Source organism: Pseudomonas sp. SDO5532_S415 (assembly GCF_054071155.1).
On the sequence record NZ_JBSVWS010000042.1, the window covers coordinates 1 to 20,041 of the forward strand.

Sequence of the window (20,041 nt, forward strand, 5' to 3'; positions counted from 1 at the left end):
TTTATGGCGTCTGACACTCCCTCTTCGCGAGCAGGCTCGCTCCCACAGTTGTTATTGGTACTCCGACAAGTCTGCCAACGGATGCCGCCCCTCCCAAACCTTGTGAAAATGCGCCTGCACCACCGCATCCGGCACATTATTGATGTCCGGCCAGTGCCAATGCGGTTTCTGATCCTTGTCGATCAGCCGCGCTCGCACACCTTCGCTGAACTCCGGATGCCGACAGCAATTGAGGCTCAGGGTGTATTCCATCTGAAAGACTTGCGCCAGCGACAGATGCCGGGCGCGGATGATTTGTTCCCACACCAGATGAGCGGTCAGCGGCGAGCCTTCGCTCATGGTCCGCGCGGCGCGGCTAAGCAGCAGGTCAGTGCTATCGCGTAGCCCGTTGATGGCTTTCCAGGCGCAACGCACATCGCTGACATCCAGCAGTTCATCGATACGCTGGCGACGCGGCAACCACTGGGCTTCGGGCATCTGGTCGACGGCTTCCTGCTGCAAGGCCTTGAGCAGACTGTTGAGCTGCATCGGCGTCTGTTCCTGCCAGTTCAGCTGCAACAAACCTTCAATCAGCGCTTCCTGCTGCTCATCGAGCAGGAAGCGGTCGGCCAGGTCCAGATCGATCGCATCGCGACCGTTCATGTGGGCGCCGGTCAGGCCGAGGAACACGCCGAGCTTGCCGGGCAGACGCGAGAGGAACCAACTGGCGCCGACGTCTGGATACAGGCCGATACTGATCTCCGGCATCGCCAACCGACTGCTCGGCGTGACAATGCGAGTGCTTGCCCCCTGCAACAGGCCCATGCCGCCGCCGAGTACATAACCGTGCCCCCAGCAGATCAACGGTTTGGGGTAAGTGTGCAGGCTGAAGTCCAGGCGGTATTCCGAGTTGAAGAAGTGCGCCGCCAGCGTCGGTACTTCACCCGGATGGGCGCGGCAGGCCTCCACCAGACTGCGCACTTCGCCGCCGGCGCAAAAGGCCTTGGCGCCGTTGCCGCGCAGCAGGACGCAGACGATTTGCGGCTCCTTGGCCCAGGCGTCCAGTCGGTCGCGCAGGGCATTGATCATCGGCAAGGACAGGGCATTGAGCGACTTTTCTGCGTTGAGGGTGGCAACGCCGATGCGGGCGCCGTCGGTGCCGGTGAGTTCTTCGAAGTGCAGATTCATCGTGACCTCGATCGGGAATTTGAGGGTTAAGTATGATCGCTGTGCGGGAAAGTGCCGGATCTGCGTCAGATCAATTGACAAGCGTGGTGAGGCTTCTTAGGGTTCGCCCCATTGTTTTTGCCGGATATGACCATGACTGCTGACGACCGTATCAAACTCGAACCGAGCTGGAAGGAGGCACTGCGTGCGGAATTCGACCAGCCCTATATGGCAGAGTTGCGAAATTTCCTGCAGCAGGAGCGGGCGGCCGGCAAGGAAATCTATCCACCGGGCCCGATGATCTTCAACGCGCTCAATTCCACGCCGCTGGACAAGGTCAAGGTGGTGATCCTCGGCCAGGACCCGTATCACGGCCCGGGCCAGGCCCATGGCTTGTGCTTTTCGGTGCAACCGGGCGTGCCGGCGCCACCGTCGCTGGTGAACATCTATAAAGAGTTGAAACGCGACCTGAACATCGACATCCCCAACCACGGCTACCTGCAGAGCTGGGCCGAGCAGGGCGTGCTGATGCTCAACACCACCATGACCGTGGAGCGCGCCAACGCCAACGCGCACAAGGACAAGGGCTGGCAGTTTTTCACGGATCGGATCATTGAAGTGGTCAGCCAACAGCAACCGCATCTGGTGTTTATGCTGTGGGGCGCCCATGCCCAGAGCAAGCAGAAACTGATCGATGCCACCAAACATTTGGTGCTGACGTCTGTGCACCCGTCACCGCTGTCGGCCTATCGCGGCTTCCTCGGTTGCGGGCATTTCAGCCGGACCAACAAGTTCCTGGAACAGAATGGCGAGACGCCGATCGATTGGCGGTTGCCGCCGGTTTGATGGGTTGAAGAGGCCGTTGTGGCGAGGGAGCTTGCTCCCGCTGGGCTGCGAAGCAGCCCTGAAATCTGCAATCTGATTCCTTCAGATGTATCGCATACACCGGGCTTACGACTGCTGCGCAGCCGGGCGGGAGCAAGCTCCCTCGCCACAGTGTTTGGTGTCAGGGGGAATCCGGCTGCCGATTCCAGTACCTGAACAACGGCTCCGCCAGAAACAACACAAACAGCAGCCGCATCACCTGCATCGCCGTCACCAGCGGCACTGACAGTTGCAGGGTCTCCGCCGTCAGGCTCATCTCTGCAATGCCACCGGGCATCATGCCCAGGGTCAACGAGCGCAAATCCAGGTGGGTCAGGGCACTCAAACCCAATGCCGCCGCGGTCGCAATCAACATGGTCAACACCGTGCCAACCAACGTCCGGCCCATGAACGACGGCGCGCGACGGAAAAACTGCCGATTGAAGTGACAGCCCAGGCCGCTGCCGATCAGCCATTGACCGATCTGGCTGCCGCCGTCGGGCAATCCGATATGCAGGTCCCAGCCGATGCTGACCGTTGCACTCACCAGCAGCGGCCCGAACAGCCATGGGTTGGGTTGACGCAAACGTTCCCAGATCCAGGCGACCAATGCGCCTGCGGGAAACAAGATCGCCAGCCAGCGCCAATCGATGCTGCCGGCGTGGGAAATAGGCGTGCCGTCGCCCAACAGATATTTGAATGCAGCCGGCACACACAGCACCACCACCAACACCCGCAAGCTCTGGCCGGCAGCGACCCGGCTGAGTACCGCACCGTTGCGGGCGCCGAGGTTGACCATCTCCCCGGAGCCGCCGGGCATGCTGGAGAAGAACGCCGTGGCGCGGTCTTCGCCGGTGCGCCGCATCAGCCAGACCCCGACCACCGCGGACAGGCTGGTGACCAACGCACCGAAGAAGATCAGGCCGAAATGACTCAAAACCTGCTCCATCACCACCGGGGTGAAGTGCAGGCCAATACCGATGCCGACGATCCACTGACCGCACTTGCGACCGCCAGGGATTTCCGCCAGTTGCCAGGGCGTCAGGCAGCGAACCAGGATGATCGCCAGCAACGAGCCGACCATCCATGGCAGCGGCCAGCCGACCTGGCTGGCGAGGTAACCGCCCAGCAGGCCGACCAGTGGTGTGCCCCACCACGCTTTGAACGGTGTCCGATCAGACATCGGCAATGACGCGCCGAGCAACCGAACGTTTGTGCCAGATGCGCACAATCGGCACCAGCAACATGACCACGATCAACCCCCAGACACCCATGGTGATTCCGCTCGACCAGAGAATATCCAGCGAACCGTTGGAAATCGACAAAGCCCGACGCAGGTTCTGCTCCATCAAGCCACCGAGGATGAAGCCCAGCAAAACCGGCGACAATGGGAAGTCCAGCTTGCGCAGGATGTAGCCGAAGATGCCGATACCGATCATCAGGAACAGATCGAAGGTGGTGGCATGCACCGCATACACACCGATGGCGGTGATGATGGCGATCATCGGCACCAGCGCCCAGTTCGGTACGGCGAGGATCTTGGTGAAGATGCGGATCATCGGAATGTTGAGGATCACCAGCATGATGTTGGCGATAAACAGCGACGCGATCAGGCCCCAGACGATGTCCGGTTGCTGTTGAAACAGCAGCGGGCCTGGCGTGATGTTGTACAGCGACAGCGCGCCGATCATCACCGCCGTGGTGCCCGAACCCGGAACGCCGAGGGTCAGCATCGGCACCAGCGCACCGCAGGCTTCGGCACCGATGGCGGTTTCCGGGGCTGCGAGGCCGCGCTTGTCGCCCTGGCCGAATTTGCCGTTCGGCCCGGCGATGCGTTTCTCGGTCATGTAGGCCACGGCGCTGGCCAGCGTCGCGCCGGCTCCCGGCAGCACGCCCATGATGAAACCGAGCACCCCGCAACGCATGTTCACCCAGAACACTGAAGCGGCTTCCTTGAAGTTGAACAGCATCCGGCCGGTGGCCTGGAAGGCTTCCTGGCCACGGTGGGTTTTTTCCAGCAGCAACAGGATTTCGCTGATGGAGAACAGTCCGAGCACCAGCACCACGAACTGAATGCCGTCGGTGAGGTGAATGTTATCGCCGGTGAACCGGTACACACCGCTGTTGGCATCAATGCCGACGGTCGACAGGAACAGGCCGATCAGCGCGGCAATGAACGTCTTCAGGGGACGGTCGCCGGCCATGCCGCCGAGGCAGACAATCGCAAAGACCATCAGCACGAAGTATTCCGCCGGGCCGAAGGCAATCGCCCATTTCGCCAGCATCGGCGCGAACACCACCATTCCGCAGGTCGCAATGAAAGCACCGATGAACGAACTCCAGGCCGACAGCGACAACGCGACACCGGCCAGGCCCTGGCGGGCCATCGGGTAGCCGTCGAGGGTGGTCATCACGGTGGAGGCTTCGCCCGGAATGTTCAGCAGAATCGAGCTGATCCGGCCGCCATATTCGCAACCCAGGTAGACCGCGGCCAACAGGATCAGCGCCGACTCCGGCGGCAGGCCCAGGGCGAAGGCAATCGGGATCAGCAATGCCACGCCGTTGATCGGCCCCAGCCCCGGCAACAGGCCGACGATCGTACCGATCAATGTGCCGCTGAGCGCGGTCACCAGGTTGTAAGGGGTCAGTGCGACGCCGAAGCCGTGACTCAAATAACCAAGCGTATCCATATCAGTTCTCCAGAACGTCGAGCAGGCCCAGAGGCAGTGGCACGTCCATGACTTTGTCGAACAGCAGGTACAGGCCGACGCTCATCAGGCTGATGATCACCACGCCCGGCAACCAACGCCCGCCGTACAGGCGTGCCATCGGAATGCCTACCAGCATGCTGCTGAGGATGAAGCCCAGCGGTTCGAACAGCCCGGCGAAAACCAGCAGCAACAGCACGCAGACACCAATCTTGGTCAGGGTCTCGCGGTCCATCGGTGGATCTTCATCGGTGTGCTTGATCGGCGAGGGGCGATACACCATGTACACCAGCGCCAGGCCCATCAGCCCCAGCATCAACAAGGGGAAAGCCCGAGGGCCGATCGGTTCGTAGGAAAAAGGTGCCTGATAGGGCCAGGCCATCAGCACCAGGCTGAGGCAGGCCAGCAACAGCACCGAAGCGAAAATGCGTTGTAAGAGCATGGGGAACTCCTGTGCCACGGCCCCGCAAAACGGGACCGTGACCGCTAGACAGTGACGATCACTGGATCAGGCCGAACTCTTTGGCCAGCACCTTGTAGTCCGCGACCTGTTTCTTCACGTAGGTGTCCAGCTCCTGGCCGGTCATGGCGAACGGGAACAGTTCACGCTGGTCGCGCAGCTTGGCGAAGTCTTCGGACGCCAGCAGTTTGTCGAAGGAGTCCTTCCACCAGGCGTAGTCTTCGTCGCTGACTTTCGGCCCCAGGTAGAAGCCGCGAACCACCGGCCAGACGATGTCGTAGCCTTGCTCTTTGGCGGTTGGAATGTCTTTCATTTCCGGCTCGTCCAGACGCTTGTCGGAGAACACCGCCAGCAGGCGCATGTCACCGCTCTGGATGTGCGGCATGGAGTCGGAGATGTCGGTGCTGCCGACCTGGATGTGGCCGCCAAGCAGGGCCGTGGCGATTTCACCGCCGCCTTCGAGGGCGACGTAACGCAGGTCGCGCGGGTTGATCCCGGCAGCCTTGGCGATCAGGGCGGTCTGCATCCAGTCCTGGCTGCCGACAGTGCCGCCGGAACCGATCACCACTTTGCTCGGATCTTTCTTCAGAGCCTGTACCAGATCGTCCAGGGTCTTGTAGGGCGAATCGCTTTTCACCGCGATGGCGCCGTAGCTGGTGCCAACGGCGGCGAGCCAGCGCACGTTGGTTTCATCGAAACGACCGAACTTGCCTTGTGCCAGGTTCAGCAGCGAACCGCTGGACCAGGCCACCAGGGTGCCGGCATCCGCCGGGCGCTGGGCCACTACCGCGTTGTAGGCCACCGCGCCGACACCGCCGGGCATGTAGGTCACACGCATCGGCTTGGTCAGCAGCTTTTCATTCACCAGCGCGCTTTGCGCCAGTTTGCAGGTCAGGTCGAAACCGCCGCCAGGGGACGCCGGGGCGATGCATTCCGGGCGCTTGGGTTCAGCCATCAGTTGGCCGGCGAACAACATGCAGCTGGCGGCGAGGGCTACTTTTTTACGCATTGACAGGTTCATTCAAGTCTCCTTGGGAGTTTTTGTTATGGACGTACTGAATTACCAAAGGGCAACGCTATAGCTCACCAGCAGACGCACTTCATCGGCATCGCGAGCAGAATAATTGGAGCGGTAAGTGGCATTGCGCAGGCGCACGGCGACGTCCTTGAGGGCGCCACTTTGCACGACATATTTGATCTCGGTGTTGCGTTCCCACTCTTTGCCTTCGTCACCGCTCTTGAGTTTGATGTTGTCACCGCTCAAGTAACGGCTCATGAAACTCAGGCCGGGAACGCCGAGTTTGGCGAAGTCGTAGTCATATCGTGCCTGCCATGAGCGCTCTTCGGCGCCGGCAAAGTCGTTGATTTGCACGAAGTTGACCAAGTACGGGTCGGCGCCATCCACATAGGGGAATGCGCTGTCGCCGGACATGTGCTGATAGCCTGCGCTGAACTTGTGCCCGCTCAAGGCGTAACTCACCAGACCATTGAGGGATTTGTTGTCGATCTTGCCGCCACGGGCTGCACCCTCGTCATCACTGATGGCCAGGCGCAAATCGGTACCGAAGGTCCCCGGCCCGAACGGCTGCGAGGCAATCACACCGAGGAAATGCTGGTTATAGACTTCATCGAGTTGCGCGAAGTGGTAACTGCCGGTGATTCTGTCAGTGAACTTGTAGTCCACGCCGCCAAAGTCGAAATGCTTGCCGGCAACCGTACCGGCGAAACGGCTGTTCTTGTTGTTGAGGGCGATGTCCTCGAAATCCGTGCTGTCGCGGTCCTTGGCTTTTTCCAGGCGCCCACCGGTGAAGGTCAGGTTCTTGATCTCTTTGGACGTCAGCAGGCCGCCTTCAAACGTCTGTGGCAGGATGCGCCCATCGTTTGGCTTGAGGATCGGCAATTCCGGGATCAGGCTGCCGATTTTCAACTCGGTGGCGGAGACCTTCACTTTGCCGGTCAGGCCCAATTTGGAGTATTCGTCAGCCGCGCGCCCGTCATCGTGGGTCGGCAGCAGGCCAGTCCCTGTACGGTCAGGACTGGAATCGAGCTTGACCCCCAGCATGCCCAGTGCATCGACCCCAAACCCCACGGTGCCGTCGGTGTAACCCGATTGCAGATTGAGCATGAACCCCTGGGCCCATTCGTCACGCTTGGACTGTTGGGCGCTGGTGCCATCGCGAAAATCGCGGTTGAAGTACATGTTGCGGGTTTCGAAAGTGGCCGAGCTGTCTTCGATGAAATCGGCCTGGCTCAACGGCGAAAAGCCGGCAAGCGCGGCAGCACTGGCAAGGGCGGTGTGGCTGAAACGGGAGAGGCGGGCAGGCGCGCAAGCCTGGGTCTGCAAGGACTGCATGGGTGACGTACTCCGTTTATTGTTCTTATTGGTCGAAAACGCTTCGAGGCGTTTTTCGGGTCGCTGTGTGGCAGCAGCGACGGAACTTGAAACATTCCGTAACTCGACTCTAACCAGCCAACCTTTCGCTAACCTTTCATCAGGCTTTAACGGCTTTGCGGGCTTCACAGAAGCGGAGGTGGCTGTAAACTCCGCGCCAAAGAATGGCGTCGACCATCCCTGAATGAGGTAAAGATCCATGCGTGTTCTGCTCGTCGAAGACCATCTGCAGCTCGCCGAAAGTGTCGCCCAGGCGCTCAAGAGCACCGGGTTGACCGTGGATGTGCTGCACGACGGCGTGGCTGCCGACCTGGCGCTGGGCAGCGAGGAATACGCCATGGCGATCCTCGATGTCGGCCTGCCGCGCATGGATGGTTTCGAAGTGCTGGCGCGTCTGCGCGCGCGGGGCAAGAACCTGCCGGTGCTGATGCTGACCGCACGCAGCGATGTGAAGGATCGTGTCCACGGTCTTAACCTAGGCGCCGACGATTATCTGGCCAAGCCTTTTGAGCTCACCGAACTCGAAGCCCGGGTCAAAGCCTTGTTGCGCCGCAGCGTACTGGGCGGTGAACGGCTGCAACGCTGTGGCGTGCTGGCCTACGACCTGGACACCCGGCGCTTCACCCTGGGTGAAGAGTTGCTGACCCTGACTTCCCGCGAGCAGGCCGTACTCGAAGCACTGATCGCTCGTCCCGGCCGGGTGATGAGCAAGGAGCAACTGGCCTCTCAGGTCTTCGGTCTGGACGAGGAGGCGAGCCCCGACGCCATCGAAATCTATGTGCATCGCTTGCGCAAGAAACTTGACGGTCAACCGGTGGCCATCGTGACTTTCCGCGGTCTCGGTTATTTGCTGGAAAGCCGCGATGCATAAGCCCAGCAGCCTGCGCTGGCGCCTGCTGTGGAACCTGGCGCTGTTGTTGGTGGTGTTGATGCTGGCCAGCGGTTTGAGCGCCTATTGGAATGGTCGCGAGGCTGCCGACACCGCCTATGACCGGACCTTGCTGGCCTCGGCGCGGACCATTGCGGCAGGTGTTTCCCAACGTGACGGAACGCTCAGCGCCGACGTGCCTTACGTGGCGCTGGATACCTTCGCCTACGACAGCGCCGGGCGGATTTTTTACCTGGTCAACGACATCCACCAGAACCTGATTTCCGGTTACGAAAACCTACCCGCTCCACCTCCCGGAACACCGCGCACCGATGATTACCCGGCACTGGCGCGTTTTTACAACGCCACCTATCGCGGGCAGAACGTGCGCGTGGTCAGCCTGCTCAAGCCGGTCAGCGAACCGAACATGAACGGCATGGCGGAAATTCGTGTCGCCGAAACCGATGAGGCGCGGGTGAGCATGGCGCGCAGCCTGGCGGCGGATACCTTGCTGCGCTTGGGCATGCTGGCGGTCGGTGCGCTGCTGTTGGTGTGGTTTGCCGTCAGCGCCGCGCTGCGTCCACTGGAGCGCTTGCGCACGGCGGTGGAAGAGCGGCAATCCGATGATCTGCGTCCGTTGCCGTTGGTGGAAGTCCAGCATGAGCTGTGGCCATTGGTGCGTGCACTGAATCACTTTACCGAACGCCTGCGTGAGCAATTCGAGCGTCAGGCGCAATTCATCGCCGATGCCGCCCATGAACTGCGTACGCCGCTGGCAGCCCTCAAGGCGCGACTTGAGCTTGGCCTGCGGGCGAACGAGCCCGAAACCTGGCGCAGTACCCTGGAAAACGCCGCTCAGAGTACCGATCGCTTGACCCATCTGGCTAACCAGTTGCTCTCCCTGGCGCGGGTCGAAAATGGCGCCCGGGCGATTGCCGAGGGCGGTGCGCAGTTGCTGGATCTGAGTCAACTGGCACGTGAACTGGGCATGGCCATGGCACCGCTGGCCCACAAGCGCGGGGTGGCGCTGGCGCTGGAAGCGGACGAGCCGGTATGGCTGCGGGGCGAGCCGACCTTGTTGAACGAGCTGTTGAGCAACCTGGTGGATAACGCGCTGGCCCACACACCTCCAGGCGGCAACGTCATTCTGCGGGTCTCGGCGCCGGCGGTGCTGGAGGTCGAGGACGATGGCCCGGGCATTCCCCTGGAGGAGCGTGACCGGGTGTTCGAACGCTTTTACCGACGCAACCAGCAAGTGGCCGGATCTGGTTTGGGCTTGGCGATTGTCGGCGAGATCTGCCGCGCGCACCTGGCACAGATCAGCCTGCACGATGGCGAGCGGGCGGGGTTGAAAGTACGGGTGAGTTTTATTGCCGGGGAGTGAATGCTGCTTTTGTGGCGAGGGAGCTTGCTCCCGTTGGGCTGCGAAGCGGCCCTCAATCCAGACACCGCGGTATCCCGGACAAACTGCTATTTAGAAATTTTACGACTGCTTCGCAGCCGAGCGGGAGCAAGCTCCCTCGCCACAATGATCAGTAAAACATCGAGCGCGTTTCTTCCAGGTCGGCGCACATCGCCTTGTTGTCCGGATCGATCCCGAGCTTGATGAAGGCCGGAACGTTGAAAGGATCAATGCGCGAAATCGGGTGATCGGTGTCCTTGTGGCAATACAGGCTGGCCACTTGCACCAGGTCAACGTAATCAATCTGCCCGGACTGTCGCTTGAAATTCAGGTACAGCTGCGGCACTTGCACCAGCATGTCCGGAAACTCCCAAACCCTGAGCAGCTTGTCGCCGAGCAACGGGTGAATGTGGTCGATCACATGGTTGAGGCTGACCGGGTCCGACAGCAGTTCATAGTGATCTTCGGCGTAGGTCAGGATCGGCAGTACACCGATCTGATGCACCAGCCCGCCAAGGGCTGCCTGATCGGGCTTGAGCTGGGTATAGCTGCGGCACAACGCATAACTGACGCCGGCGATTTCCAGGCTCTTGCGCCAGACTTCGCGCATCTTCTGTTCCACTACTTCGGAACGGGCATGGAAAATCTGCTCCATGACCAGGCCGATGGCCAGGTTGCTGCTGTAGTTAATGCCCAGGCGCGTGATCGCCGTGTGCAAGTCGGTGACTTCCTGGGTGGCGCGCAGCAAGGGGCTATTGACCACTTTGATCAGGCGTGCCGACAGCGCGGCATCGCGGCCGATCACTTTGCTCAGGGTGCTGATGCTGATTTCCGGATCTTCAGCGGCCTTGCGAATCTGCAACGCCACTTCCGGTAATGTCGGCAGAACCAGGTCATCATTATCGATGGCCTCAACCAAATCCCTCTGGACCTTTTCCGCCAGCTCACTCATTTCGTTTCTCTAGGTGTCGCAAAAAATACTGCGGTTAACGCTGGATTTCGCGGTCGCGGTCCAGTTGGTAAGGCAGGTCGAGCAAATGCAGGGCAGGGCCGTCAAGCGCCCCGACGTGGATATCACCGGCCTCGGCCGCTTCGGCTTGCAACACCGCCAGCAGTTCGATGTGCTGACCGGTACTGGCAGCCAGCACCACTTCACCGATCGAACTGGCGTGGCTTGGGGAAAACAGTTGGGTGCCGGGTTCCGGCAGTTCGCTGGCATCCAATTGCACGCGATACAGGCGACGCTTGAGTTTGCCCAGGTACTGCATACGCGCGACGATTTCCTGGCCGGTGTAGCAGCCTTTTTTGAAACTCACGCCACCGACGGCTTGCAGATTGAGCATTTGCGGGATGAACAACTCGCGGGTGCCCGGCATCACCTGGCCGATTCCGGCGCGGACCTGGCCCAGCAGCCATTGGTTCAGATCACCTTCGGCCAGCAGGGCGGACAGTTTGCCCTTGATGACATCGGCTTGATCGGCGGCGACCCACAGCTCGGCACGATCAGGCGAAACGCGAATGGCGATCAGACCGTCGTGGCGCGCAACGCTGTCGGTTTCTGCCGGCAACCCAAGCCCGAGGCTATTGAGTGCTGCATCACCCTGTTCAACGCCGAAGCGAACCCAGGCGGTGGTTTCGTCGGTCAACTTGGACTTGGAGAACACCGCGTACTTCTTGAGGTCCGCCAATTGCGGTTCCAGCAGTTCGCGGGCCATGGCCAGGAGCACACCATCGCCTTCGAGCAGAATGCGGAAGCTCGATTGCATCCGGCCTTTCTGCGTGCAGCGCGCACCGAGGCTGGCCTGGGTGTCGCTCAGGTAATTGAGATTGCAGGTCAATTGGCCTTGCAGGAACTTGCCGGCGTCCGCGCCGCGGACCGCCAGAACACCTTCATGAGACAGCGTGCAGAAAAAAGCAGAATCGGCCATGGGTCATCGCAGGGTAAAGAGTCTGGCGGACATGATAAGGGGGCGCCCTCGAAATGGGTAGTTCACAAAGGATCGTTGGTGACCGACCAAAGCCGACTGTTCGATGAGGCGCGGGGCTGTATACTTGCGGCCTATTTGAGGAGCGCTCCATGGTCGAAGATGTTGAACTGAATCGCCTCTACTGGCACAGCCGTCGTGGCATGCTTGAGCTTGACGTGTTGCTGGTGCCGTTTGTGAAAGAGGTCTATCCGCACCTCAACGAAGTGGACCGCGCCTGCTACGTCAGGTTGCTCGAATGCGAAGATCAGGACATGTTCGGCTGGTTCATGGAGCGTGCCGAATCGGAAGATCCGGAGCTTCAGCGCATGGTTCGCATGATCCTGGATCGTGTCCAGCCCAAGTAATTCGTTCGAATGCCGCTGGCATGCCTCACGGCATTTGCTGGCGGCCTATCTTTTGGCCCAGTTGTCTGTGCTGGGTGCGTTGTTTCTACTCTCTATTCCGCTCTGGGCTTGTCTGTTCGGCGCTTTTTGCTGCCTGCTGCACGCCACCTGGACGCTGCCACGACAGATACTGCTGACGCATCCACACGCGTTCCGTGGCTTGCGACGCGACGCCGAGGGCTGGCAGTTGTGGAGTCAGGCAGCGGGTTGGCAGCCTGTACAGTTGAGGCCGGACAGCCTGGCGTTGCCATGGCTCGTTGTGCTGCGCTTTCGTTTGCGCGGTGAGCGGCGAGTCAGGGCCATTTGCGTGCCCCGGGATTCGCAGGCGGCGGATCTGCACCGACGCCTGCGGGTCCGGCTCAAGTTCAGTCGGCGTAGGTGGGCGGCACCAGAATAGTGTCCAGGGCCACTGGCAACATGTTCGGATAGTCGAGTGTGTAATGCAGGCCTCGACTCTCCTTGCGCTCCATGGCTGAGAGGATCATCAGTTCGGCGACCTGGGCCAGGTTGCGCAGTTCGATCAAGTCCCGGCTGACTTTGTAGTTGCTGTAGAACTCGTCGATTTCATCGAGCAGCAGGCGTACTCGATGCTGGGCCCGCTGCAAGCGCTTGTTGGTACGCACGATGCCGACGTAGTCCCACATGAAGCGCCGCAGTTCATCCCAATTGTGCGCAATGATCACGTCTTCATCAGAGTCGGTCACCTGGCTCGCATCCCAGGCGGGCAAGGCGACAGGTGCAGAAACCTGCGGCAGCTGCTCCATGATGTCTGCCGCCGCCGAACGGGCGTAAACAAAACATTCCAGCAAGGAGTTACTGGCCATGCGATTGGCGCCGTGCAGGCCCGTGAAGCTGGTTTCGCCAATCGCGTACAGCCCCGGCACATCGGTGCGGCCTTGCTGGTCGACCATGACGCCGCCACAGGTGTAGTGCGCCGCCGGCACCACTGGAATCGGTTGTTTGGTGATGTCGATGGAAAACTCGAGGCAGCGTTCGTATACGGTCGGGAAGTGCGACTTGATGAACGCTTCGGATTTGTGGCTGATGTCCAGGTAAACGCAATCGACGCCCAGACGCTTCATTTCATGGTCGATGGCCCGTGCGACGATGTCCCTCGGGGCGAGTTCGGCCCTTGGATCGAAGCGCTGCATGAAACGCTCGCCGTTGGGCAGTTTCAGGTGCGCACCTTCGCCGCGCAGGGCTTCGGTGATCAGGAAGCTCTTGGCTTGCGGGTGATACAGGCAAGTGGGGTGGAACTGGTTGAATTCCAGGTTCGCCACCCGACAGCCCGAACGCCAGGCCATGGCGATACCGTCACCGCACGCGCCGTCGGGATTGCTGGTGTAGAGGTAAACCTTGGCTGCGCCGCCGGAAGCGAGGATCACAAAACGGGCACCATAGGTGTCGACTTCGCCGGTGCCGCGATTGAGCACATAGGCACCCAGGCAGCGATCGCCCTCGAGTCCGAGGCGTTTTTCCGTGATCAGGTCGATAGCCACCCGCTGTTCCAGCAGTTCGATGTTCGGCCGCTGTGTGGCTTGGGTCAGTAGAGTCCTGAAAATGGCCGCGCCGGTGGCATCGGCGGCATGAATGATCCGTCGATGACTGTGGCCGCCTTCGCGAGTGAGGTGGAATTCGAATCCGCCATCTTCAGTGCCGGACTGTTCATCGCGGGTAAAGGGTACGCCCTGATCGATCAGCCATTGAATCGCTTCTTTACTGTGCTCGACGGTAAAGCGCACGGCGTCTTCGTTGCACAGGCCGCCGCCGGCATTGAGCGTGTCGTCGACGTGGGATTCGACAGTGTCGGTGTCGTCCAGCACGGCAGCGACGCCGCCCTGGGCCCAGAACGTCGAGCCGTTGGCGAGGTCGCCTTTGCTCAGTACGGCGATGCGCAAATGACCGGGCAAGGTCAGCGCAAGGCTCAAGCCGGCAGCACCGCTGCCAATTACCAGAACATCGTGTTGAAACTGTTGGCTCATTTCAGGATTCCGCTCAAGGCGACCCGGTTCGGGGGAGGCGCTGGACATCTGGACATGCAAGGTCAGGCAACCGCACAGCCCACTAGTATATAGAGGGGGGGAGCGGCACAATAGCCGGGTCCATATGGCATTGTGAAACTACTGTGACGGAAAAAACCGGACGCTTCGTCGGATGGATATTTGGTCGGTTCGGCGACAAGAGGACTGTATCGTGGATTTAACAGTCTTTTTCGCTTCATGGTTGCACAATGTCGGATTCGCGCAGCTATAAATATTTGGAACTTTTGCCAAAGGCCCAAGATCAATAGACGGTTGCCTGATAAAAGGGACAGTGTCGGTTTCAGTGGAGGATCTGCAGCTGGATCCTCGTCGCGAATCCGATGACAAGATTATTCGCGCAGCCGGGGCATCTCGCGCTGCGCTTTTCGTGCGTGCCGGTTCAGAGGCCGCAGGAAACTTGCCTGGAGGGGGAGAACTTTTGCGAAAAGCCCGAGTCTATGTTTGCAAGCCCGGTCGTTTAGTGATGCAAGCCTCCTCCGAGCTTATCGAGGAGTGTTCATGCTAACCCAGGAAGAGGATCAGCAGCTGGTCGAACGCGTTCAGCGCGGCGACAAGCGTGCTTTCGATCTGCTAGTGCTGAAATACCAGCACAAAATTCTCGGGTTGATCGTGCGTTTCGTGCACGACACCCATGAAGCCCAGGATGTGGCGCAGGAAGCCTTTATCAAGGCGTATCGCGCACTTGGAAATTTTCGCGGAGACAGTGCGTTTTATACGTGGCTTTACCGCATCGCCATTAACACGGCGAAAAACTATCTGGTTTCACGCGGCCGTCGGCCGCCGGATAGCGATGTCAGTTCCGAGGATGCAGAGTTCTACGATGGCGATCATGGCCTCAAGGATCTCGAGTCGCCAGAACGGGCTTTGCTGCGGGATGAGATCGAAGGCACCGTCCATCGAACCATTCAGCAACTGCCGGAAGATTTGCGTACGGCTTTAACTTTACGTGAATTCGATGGTCTGAGTTACGAGGACATTGCGAGCGTCATGCAATGTCCGGTGGGCACCGTGCGCTCCCGGATTTTCCGCGCCCGGGAGGCCATCGATAAAGCCCTGCAGCCGTTGTTGCAGGAAAACTAAAGACAGCGGCGACAGCCAAGAGAGGAACGCCATGAGTCGGGAAGCCCTGCAGGAATCGCTGTCCGCAGTGATGGATAACGAAGCGGACGAATTGGAATTGCGTCGGGTACTGAGTGCCTGCGACGATGTTGAAACCCGTGAAACCTGGGCTCGTTATCAGATCGCTCGGGCAGCGATGCACAAGGATCTGTTGCTTCCACGCCTGGATATCGCAGCGGCCGTCTCTGCAGCTCTGGCTGACGAAACCGTTCCGGCAAAAGTCTCCCGTGGTCCATGGCGCAGCCTGGGTCGCCTGGCAGTGGCTGCTTCGGTGACCGTTGCCGTACTGGCAGGTGTTCGTCTGTACAACCAGGATGAGATCGCTGGTGTCGAACTGGCGCAGCAGTCGACCCAACAGAATCTAGCTGCTCCTCAAGTAAAAGGCCCGGCTGTTCTGGCCGGCTATAATGAGGGTTCGGAAGCCACTGGCCCTATGGCCAACGGCGTATTGCAGGGTCAGCCGGGCTGGCACGATCAACGTCTGCCGAGCTACTTGCGTCAACACGCTCAACAGGCTGCACTGAAAGGTACTGAGAGCGCTCTGCCTTACGCGCGTGCAGCAAGCCTGGAAAACCGTTAAGGAGGATCATGCGCGCCATACCTCTACTTTCGCTTCTGCTGAGTGGCTGGTTTGTTGTTCCAGCCCACGCCGATGAAGCCCAGGACTGGTTGACCCGTCTTGGTCAGGCCGAGCAGCAGCAAAGCTTTCACGGTACTTTTGTCTACGAGCGTAACGGTAGTTTTTCTACCCATAACATCTGGCACCGCGTCCAGGACGGAAAGGTCCGCGAGCGTTTGCTCCAGCTCGACGGCTCAGCGCAGGAAGTCGTACGCATTGATGGTCATACTCAATGCGTCAGCGGCACCCTGATAGCCGGGCTGGGGGATTCGCCAAACTCCGCAGCTCGTACACTCGATCCACAAAAGCTCAAGAACTGGTATGACCTTGCTGTCATCGGCAAGTCGCGCGTGGCCGGGCGTGCGGCAGTGATTGTTTCACTGACGCCCCGCGATCAACACCGTTACGGGTTTGAACTGCATCTGGATAAAGAAACCGGCCTGCCGCTCAAATCGTTACTACTTAACGACAAAGGGCAGTTGCTGGAGCGCTTCCAATTCACGCAACTCGATACCGTCGATCTTCCCTCGGACAGTGATTTGCAGCCTGGCGCTGATTGCAAGCCAATCAACCTCGCCAGCGACAAGGCCTCGGCGATCAAGGCTGCACAGGTCTGGCATTCGGATTGGTTGCCTCCCGGCTTTGAGCTGACCAGCAGTTCTGCACGCAAGGATCCGCAAACCAAAACCCAGGTCAGCAGCCTGCTGTATGATGATGGCCTGGCGCGATTTTCGGTGTTCCTGGAGCCTTTGAATGGCGCTGCCGTCATCGACACTCGAACTCAGTTGGGTCCCACCGTTGCGGTTTCCAGGCGCTTGACCACACCACAAGGCGAGATGATGGTGACCGTGGTAGGCGAAATTCCGGCAGGCACCGCGGAGCGAATTGCGTTATCCATGCGTACTGATGCCGCTGCCAGCAAGCAGTGAGCTGAAATCGAAATGTTTCGTGAGCATTTCAATTTGCAAATCCCTCCCAAATTTTTTATAGGTCAGAGCCCCTCGGCTCTGGCCTTGTTTGTTGTTCCCGGAACAAAAATACCGGCGTATCTTTCCCGGTGTTCCTTGATCCATATCGCTTAACCATGCTCGTCGTAACGGGAGCCGTATGTCGATACCACGTTTGAAGTCTTATCTCTCCATTTTTGCCACCGTGCTGGTGCTCGGTCACGCGGTCGCCGCACAAGCGGTCGAATTGCCTGACTTCACGCAGCTGGTCGAGCAAGCTTCGCCGGCAGTTGTGAACATCAGTACCACGCAGAAACTGCCGGACCGCAAAGTGAACCAGCCGATGCCCGATCTCGAAGGCTTGCCACCGATGCTGCGCGAGTTTTTTGAGCGTGGCATGCCGCCACAACCGCGCACACCCCGCGGTGATCGTCAGCGTGAAGCCCAGTCCCTGGGATCGGGTTTCATCATCTCGCCTGACGGCTACATCCTGACCAACAACCACGTGATTGCCGATGCCGACGAGATTCTCGTCCGTCTCGCTGACCGCAGCGAAATGAAAGCCAAGTTGATCGGCACCGACCCGCGCTCCGACGTGGCACTGCTGAAAATCGAAGGCAAGGATCTGCCCGTGTTGAAACTCGGCAAGTCCCAGGATCTGAAGGCCGGTCAATGGGTCGTGGCGATCGGTTCGCCATTCGGCTTTGACCACACGGTGACCCAAGGCATCGTCAGTGCCGTCGGCCGCAGCCTGCCGAACGAAAACTATGTGCCGTTCATCCAGACCGACGTGCCGATCAACCCGGGTAACTCCGGTGGACCGCTGTTCAACCTGAATGGCGAGGTGATCGGGATCAACTCGCAGATCTACACCCGTTCCGGCGGCTTCATGGGTGTGTCGTTCGCGATTCCTATCGATGTGGCCATGGACGTTTCCAATCAGCTGAAAAGCGGTGGCAAAGTCAGCCGGGGCTGGCTGGGCGTGGTGATCCAGGAAGTGAACAAGGATCTGGCCGAGTCATTCGGACTGGATAAGCCGGCCGGTGCGCTGGTCGCCCAGATCCAGGATGACGGCCCGGCAGCCAAGGGTGGCCTGCAAGTTGGCGACGTGATCCTGAGCATGAATGGTCAACCCATCGTGATGTCCGCCGATCTGCCACATCTGGTGGGTGCGCTGAAGGCTGGCTCCAAGGCCAACCTGGAAGTGATTCGTGAAGGCAAGCGCAAGAACGTCGAGCTGACGGTTGGCGCCATTCCAGACGAGGACAAAGAGCTGGGTGCACTACCGAAATCGGGCGTCGAGAGCAGCAGTAATCGTCTCGGTGTTTCCGTCGTCGAGCTGACCGCGGAGCAAAAGAAAGCCTACGACCTCAAAGGCGGTGTGGTGATCAAGGAGGTTCAGGACGGTCCTGCTGCCATGATCGGCTTGCAGCCGGGCGATGTCATTACTCACCTGAACAATCAGGCCATCGAGTCCACTCAGCAATTCACCGACATCGCCAAGGCGCTGCCGAAGAATCGCTCGGTGTCGATGCGGGTTCTGCGCCAAGGTCGCGCCAGCTTCATTACGTTCAAACTGGCTGAATAATCCGGTTGCTGGCTGAATAAAAAACCGCCTCGAAAGAGGCGGTTTTTTTGTGCCTGAAATCAATGATTTCCGAAGCCGTCAGCCCATCATGTCCTTGATTATCCGCTCCTGTTCCATCAACTCTCGCTGGCGGGCATCGATTCGCGATGACAGCGGGAAGTTGCTGCCGGCCTTGCGTTTGGCGAAATCCAGTTGCTGGATAGCCTGGCGATAGTCACCGACCAGAGCGAAGTACTCGGCACGTGCCTGATGCAGGCCGATAATGTTGCCTGACAGGCCACGAGTCTCGGCCACCTGGTACCACACGTCCGGATCGTCCGGACGCGACTTGAGCAGGCCTTCCAGCGCTTTTTCGGCATCGGCGGCGCGGTTCTGTTTCAGCAGCAGGTCGACGCGCACCTGGTTCAGCGGATAGTTGCCGGGGTACTGGGTCAGCATCCGGTCTACCCGGCCTTGCGCGTCCGCCAGGCGATTGTTGGTGATATCCAGATCGATTTGCGCGAGGTTGTAAATGATCTCGTTTGGCGATTTGGCCAGCAGTAGCTTTAGATTTTCCCGTGCTTCGTTCAACTGCCCGCCCTTGATCTGGGCGATTGCCAGGCCGTAGCGAGCGACATCGCTTTTCGGATTTTCATCCAGTTGCGCTCGAAAACGCTTGGCGCCCAATCCAGGGGTTTCCTCATAGATCAGCTGGACCCGTGCGCGAATCAGCTGATAGCGCAGGGTGTCTTCGATACCGCCCGGTTTGGCCTGTTCGGCGCGGTTGCGGGTGTCGGCGATACGCGATTCCGTCACCGGGTGAGTCAGCAGGAATTCCGGTGGCTTGGCGTCGAAGCGGTATTGACGACCCAGGCGCTCGAACATCGAGGGCATCGAGCGTGGGTCGTAACCGGCCTTTTCCAGATTGAGGATGCCGATACGGTCGGCTTCCTGTTCGTTCTGACGCGAGAAACGCCGCTGTTCCTGAATCGCTGCAGCCTGTGTCCCCGCAATGGCGGCGATCCCGGCATCGCCGGCACCGGCCGCGGCAATCACGATCCCGGCCAGCAGCGCAGCCATCATCGGCACTTGCATGCGCTGTTGGGCTTCTACGCCACGGGCAAAGTGGCGCTGCGACAAGTGAGCCAATTCGTGAGCCAGTACCGACGCATATTCGCCTTCAGTCTGGGCATTGAGGAACAAGCCACCGTTCACCCCGACGATCCCGCCCGGCGCCGCAAAGGCGTTGAGTTGCGGGCTGTTGATCAGGATGAATTCCAGGCGCCGGTCATTGACCTGGCTGGTCTCCACCAGCCGGTAGACGCTGGATTCGACATAGTCCTTGAGTTGAGGGTCGTTGAGCTGCGACACCTGGCTGCGCAAAAGGGCCAGCCACGCGCGGCCCAACTGGTATTCCTGCTGCGGTGAGACGATGGCAGAACTGGCGTCACCGAGTGACGGCAGGTCGTCGGCGAAGCCCGGTGAGGCGAGCAGGCAAGCGAGCGTCAGCAGGGTAGGGCGCAAAAAAGTCATGCA

At 59.9% G+C, this 20,041-nt stretch carries 19 protein-coding genes; 9 read left to right on the forward strand and 10 right to left on the reverse strand.

Translation table 11 applies throughout. The annotated features are described in order from the left end of the window. Positions 1 to 51: 51 nt before the first annotated feature. Entirely contained in the window at positions 52 to 1,167 is a 1,116-nt protein-coding gene (locus ACW9HW_RS12630) for an enoyl-CoA hydratase/isomerase family protein (RefSeq protein ID WP_457400089.1), read from the reverse strand. 132 nt (positions 1,168 to 1,299) lie between these two features. Here ACW9HW_RS12630 and ung point away from each other — a divergent pair, with 132 nt between their 5' ends. Then, on the forward strand, positions 1,300 to 1,992 hold the full coding sequence (gene ung, locus ACW9HW_RS12635; RefSeq protein ID WP_207262995.1) for a uracil-DNA glycosylase: 693 nt from the start codon (positions 1,300 to 1,302) through the stop codon (positions 1,990 to 1,992). 160 nt (positions 1,993 to 2,152) lie between these two features. Here the strand turns inward: ung and ACW9HW_RS12640 are convergent, their stop codons facing one another. The 5 genes from ACW9HW_RS12640 to ACW9HW_RS12660 are packed head-to-tail and all read right to left on the reverse strand — an operon-like array spanning position 2,153 to position 7,531. Next, positions 2,153 to 3,193, reverse strand: a complete 1,041-nt coding sequence (locus ACW9HW_RS12640; RefSeq protein ID WP_457400090.1) for an AbrB family transcriptional regulator — start codon at positions 3,191 to 3,193, stop codon at positions 2,153 to 2,155. Then, a complete protein-coding gene (locus tag ACW9HW_RS12645; RefSeq protein ID WP_457400092.1) occupies positions 3,186 to 4,700 on the reverse strand; it encodes a tripartite tricarboxylate transporter permease in 1,515 nt (504 codons plus the stop codon). The genes ACW9HW_RS12640 and ACW9HW_RS12645 overlap by 8 nt, the downstream gene beginning before the upstream one ends. A gap of 1 nt (position 4,701) precedes the next feature. Continuing rightward, entirely contained in the window at positions 4,702 to 5,160 is a 459-nt protein-coding gene (locus tag ACW9HW_RS12650; RefSeq protein WP_095195469.1) for a tripartite tricarboxylate transporter TctB family protein, read from the reverse strand. A gap of 58 nt (positions 5,161 to 5,218) precedes the next feature. After that, complete coding sequence (locus tag ACW9HW_RS12655; RefSeq protein WP_095195470.1) at positions 5,219 to 6,199, reverse strand: Bug family tripartite tricarboxylate transporter substrate binding protein; 981 nt, start codon at positions 6,197 to 6,199, stop codon at positions 5,219 to 5,221. A gap of 39 nt (positions 6,200 to 6,238) precedes the next feature. Beyond that, complete coding sequence (locus ACW9HW_RS12660) at positions 6,239 to 7,531, reverse strand: OprD family porin (RefSeq protein WP_457400093.1); 1,293 nt, start codon at positions 7,529 to 7,531, stop codon at positions 6,239 to 6,241. A 238-nt stretch (positions 7,532 to 7,769) separates the two neighbouring features. Here ACW9HW_RS12660 and ACW9HW_RS12665 point away from each other — a divergent pair, with 238 nt between their 5' ends. After that, a complete protein-coding gene (locus tag ACW9HW_RS12665) occupies positions 7,770 to 8,441 on the forward strand; it encodes a response regulator (protein ID WP_075947499.1) in 672 nt (223 codons plus the stop codon). Then, on the forward strand, positions 8,434 to 9,822 hold the full coding sequence (locus ACW9HW_RS12670; RefSeq protein ID WP_095195472.1) for a sensor histidine kinase: 1,389 nt from the start codon (positions 8,434 to 8,436) through the stop codon (positions 9,820 to 9,822). Before ACW9HW_RS12665 ends, ACW9HW_RS12670 begins: the two co-directional genes overlap by 8 nt. 148 nt (positions 9,823 to 9,970) lie before the next feature. On the opposite strand, the gene ACW9HW_RS12675 is transcribed toward ACW9HW_RS12670, so the two are convergent. Together ACW9HW_RS12675 and ygfZ are read right to left on the reverse strand one after the other, a co-directional pair. Beyond that, positions 9,971 to 10,792, reverse strand: a complete 822-nt coding sequence (locus ACW9HW_RS12675) for an HDOD domain-containing protein (RefSeq protein WP_457400096.1) — start codon at positions 10,790 to 10,792, stop codon at positions 9,971 to 9,973. Between the two features lie 34 nt (positions 10,793 to 10,826). After that, complete coding sequence (gene ygfZ / locus ACW9HW_RS12680) at positions 10,827 to 11,768, reverse strand: CAF17-like 4Fe-4S cluster assembly/insertion protein YgfZ (RefSeq protein WP_457400098.1); 942 nt, start codon at positions 11,766 to 11,768, stop codon at positions 10,827 to 10,829. A gap of 149 nt (positions 11,769 to 11,917) precedes the next feature. On the opposite strand from ygfZ, the gene ACW9HW_RS12685 reads away from it, so the two are divergent. Together ACW9HW_RS12685 and ACW9HW_RS12690 are read left to right on the forward strand one after the other, a co-directional pair. Then, positions 11,918 to 12,172 (forward strand): FAD assembly factor SdhE, encoded by a 255-nt coding sequence (locus tag ACW9HW_RS12685; protein WP_007898624.1) that lies wholly within the window; start codon positions 11,918 to 11,920, stop codon positions 12,170 to 12,172. Next, a complete protein-coding gene (locus ACW9HW_RS12690) occupies positions 12,156 to 12,608 on the forward strand; it encodes a protein YgfX (protein WP_457400100.1) in 453 nt (150 codons plus the stop codon). Before ACW9HW_RS12685 ends, ACW9HW_RS12690 begins: the two co-directional genes overlap by 17 nt. On the opposite strand, the gene nadB is transcribed toward ACW9HW_RS12690, so the two are convergent. Beyond that, the gene (gene nadB / locus ACW9HW_RS12695) at positions 12,577 to 14,193 is read right to left on the reverse strand and encodes an L-aspartate oxidase (RefSeq protein WP_457400102.1); all 1,617 of its coding nucleotides are present in this window, start codon (positions 14,191 to 14,193) and stop codon (positions 12,577 to 12,579) included. The two genes, ACW9HW_RS12690 and nadB, sit on opposite strands and share 32 nt — an antisense overlap. Before the next feature lie 558 nt (positions 14,194 to 14,751). Between nadB and rpoE the strand changes: the two genes are divergently transcribed. The 4 genes from rpoE to ACW9HW_RS12715 all read left to right on the forward strand — a co-directional run bounded on the left by rpoE (position 14,752) and on the right by ACW9HW_RS12715 (position 18,526). Then, on the forward strand, positions 14,752 to 15,333 hold the full coding sequence (gene rpoE / locus ACW9HW_RS12700; RefSeq protein WP_003172477.1) for an RNA polymerase sigma factor RpoE: 582 nt from the start codon (positions 14,752 to 14,754) through the stop codon (positions 15,331 to 15,333). A gap of 31 nt (positions 15,334 to 15,364) precedes the next feature. Then, on the forward strand, positions 15,365 to 15,952 hold the full coding sequence (locus tag ACW9HW_RS12705; RefSeq protein ID WP_095195477.1) for a sigma-E factor negative regulatory protein: 588 nt from the start codon (positions 15,365 to 15,367) through the stop codon (positions 15,950 to 15,952). A gap of 8 nt (positions 15,953 to 15,960) precedes the next feature. After that, positions 15,961 to 16,920, forward strand: coding sequence for a MucB/RseB C-terminal domain-containing protein (locus ACW9HW_RS12710; protein WP_095195478.1), 960 nt, complete (start codon positions 15,961 to 15,963; stop codon positions 16,918 to 16,920). Between the two features lie 178 nt (positions 16,921 to 17,098). Further along, complete coding sequence (locus tag ACW9HW_RS12715; RefSeq protein WP_457400103.1) at positions 17,099 to 18,526, forward strand: DegQ family serine endoprotease; 1,428 nt, start codon at positions 17,099 to 17,101, stop codon at positions 18,524 to 18,526. A 78-nt stretch (positions 18,527 to 18,604) separates the two neighbouring features. On the opposite strand, the gene ACW9HW_RS12720 is transcribed toward ACW9HW_RS12715, so the two are convergent. After that, entirely contained in the window at positions 18,605 to 20,038 is a 1,434-nt protein-coding gene (locus ACW9HW_RS12720) for a M48 family metalloprotease (RefSeq protein ID WP_457400105.1), read from the reverse strand. Positions 20,039 to 20,041: the final 3 nt, after the last annotated feature.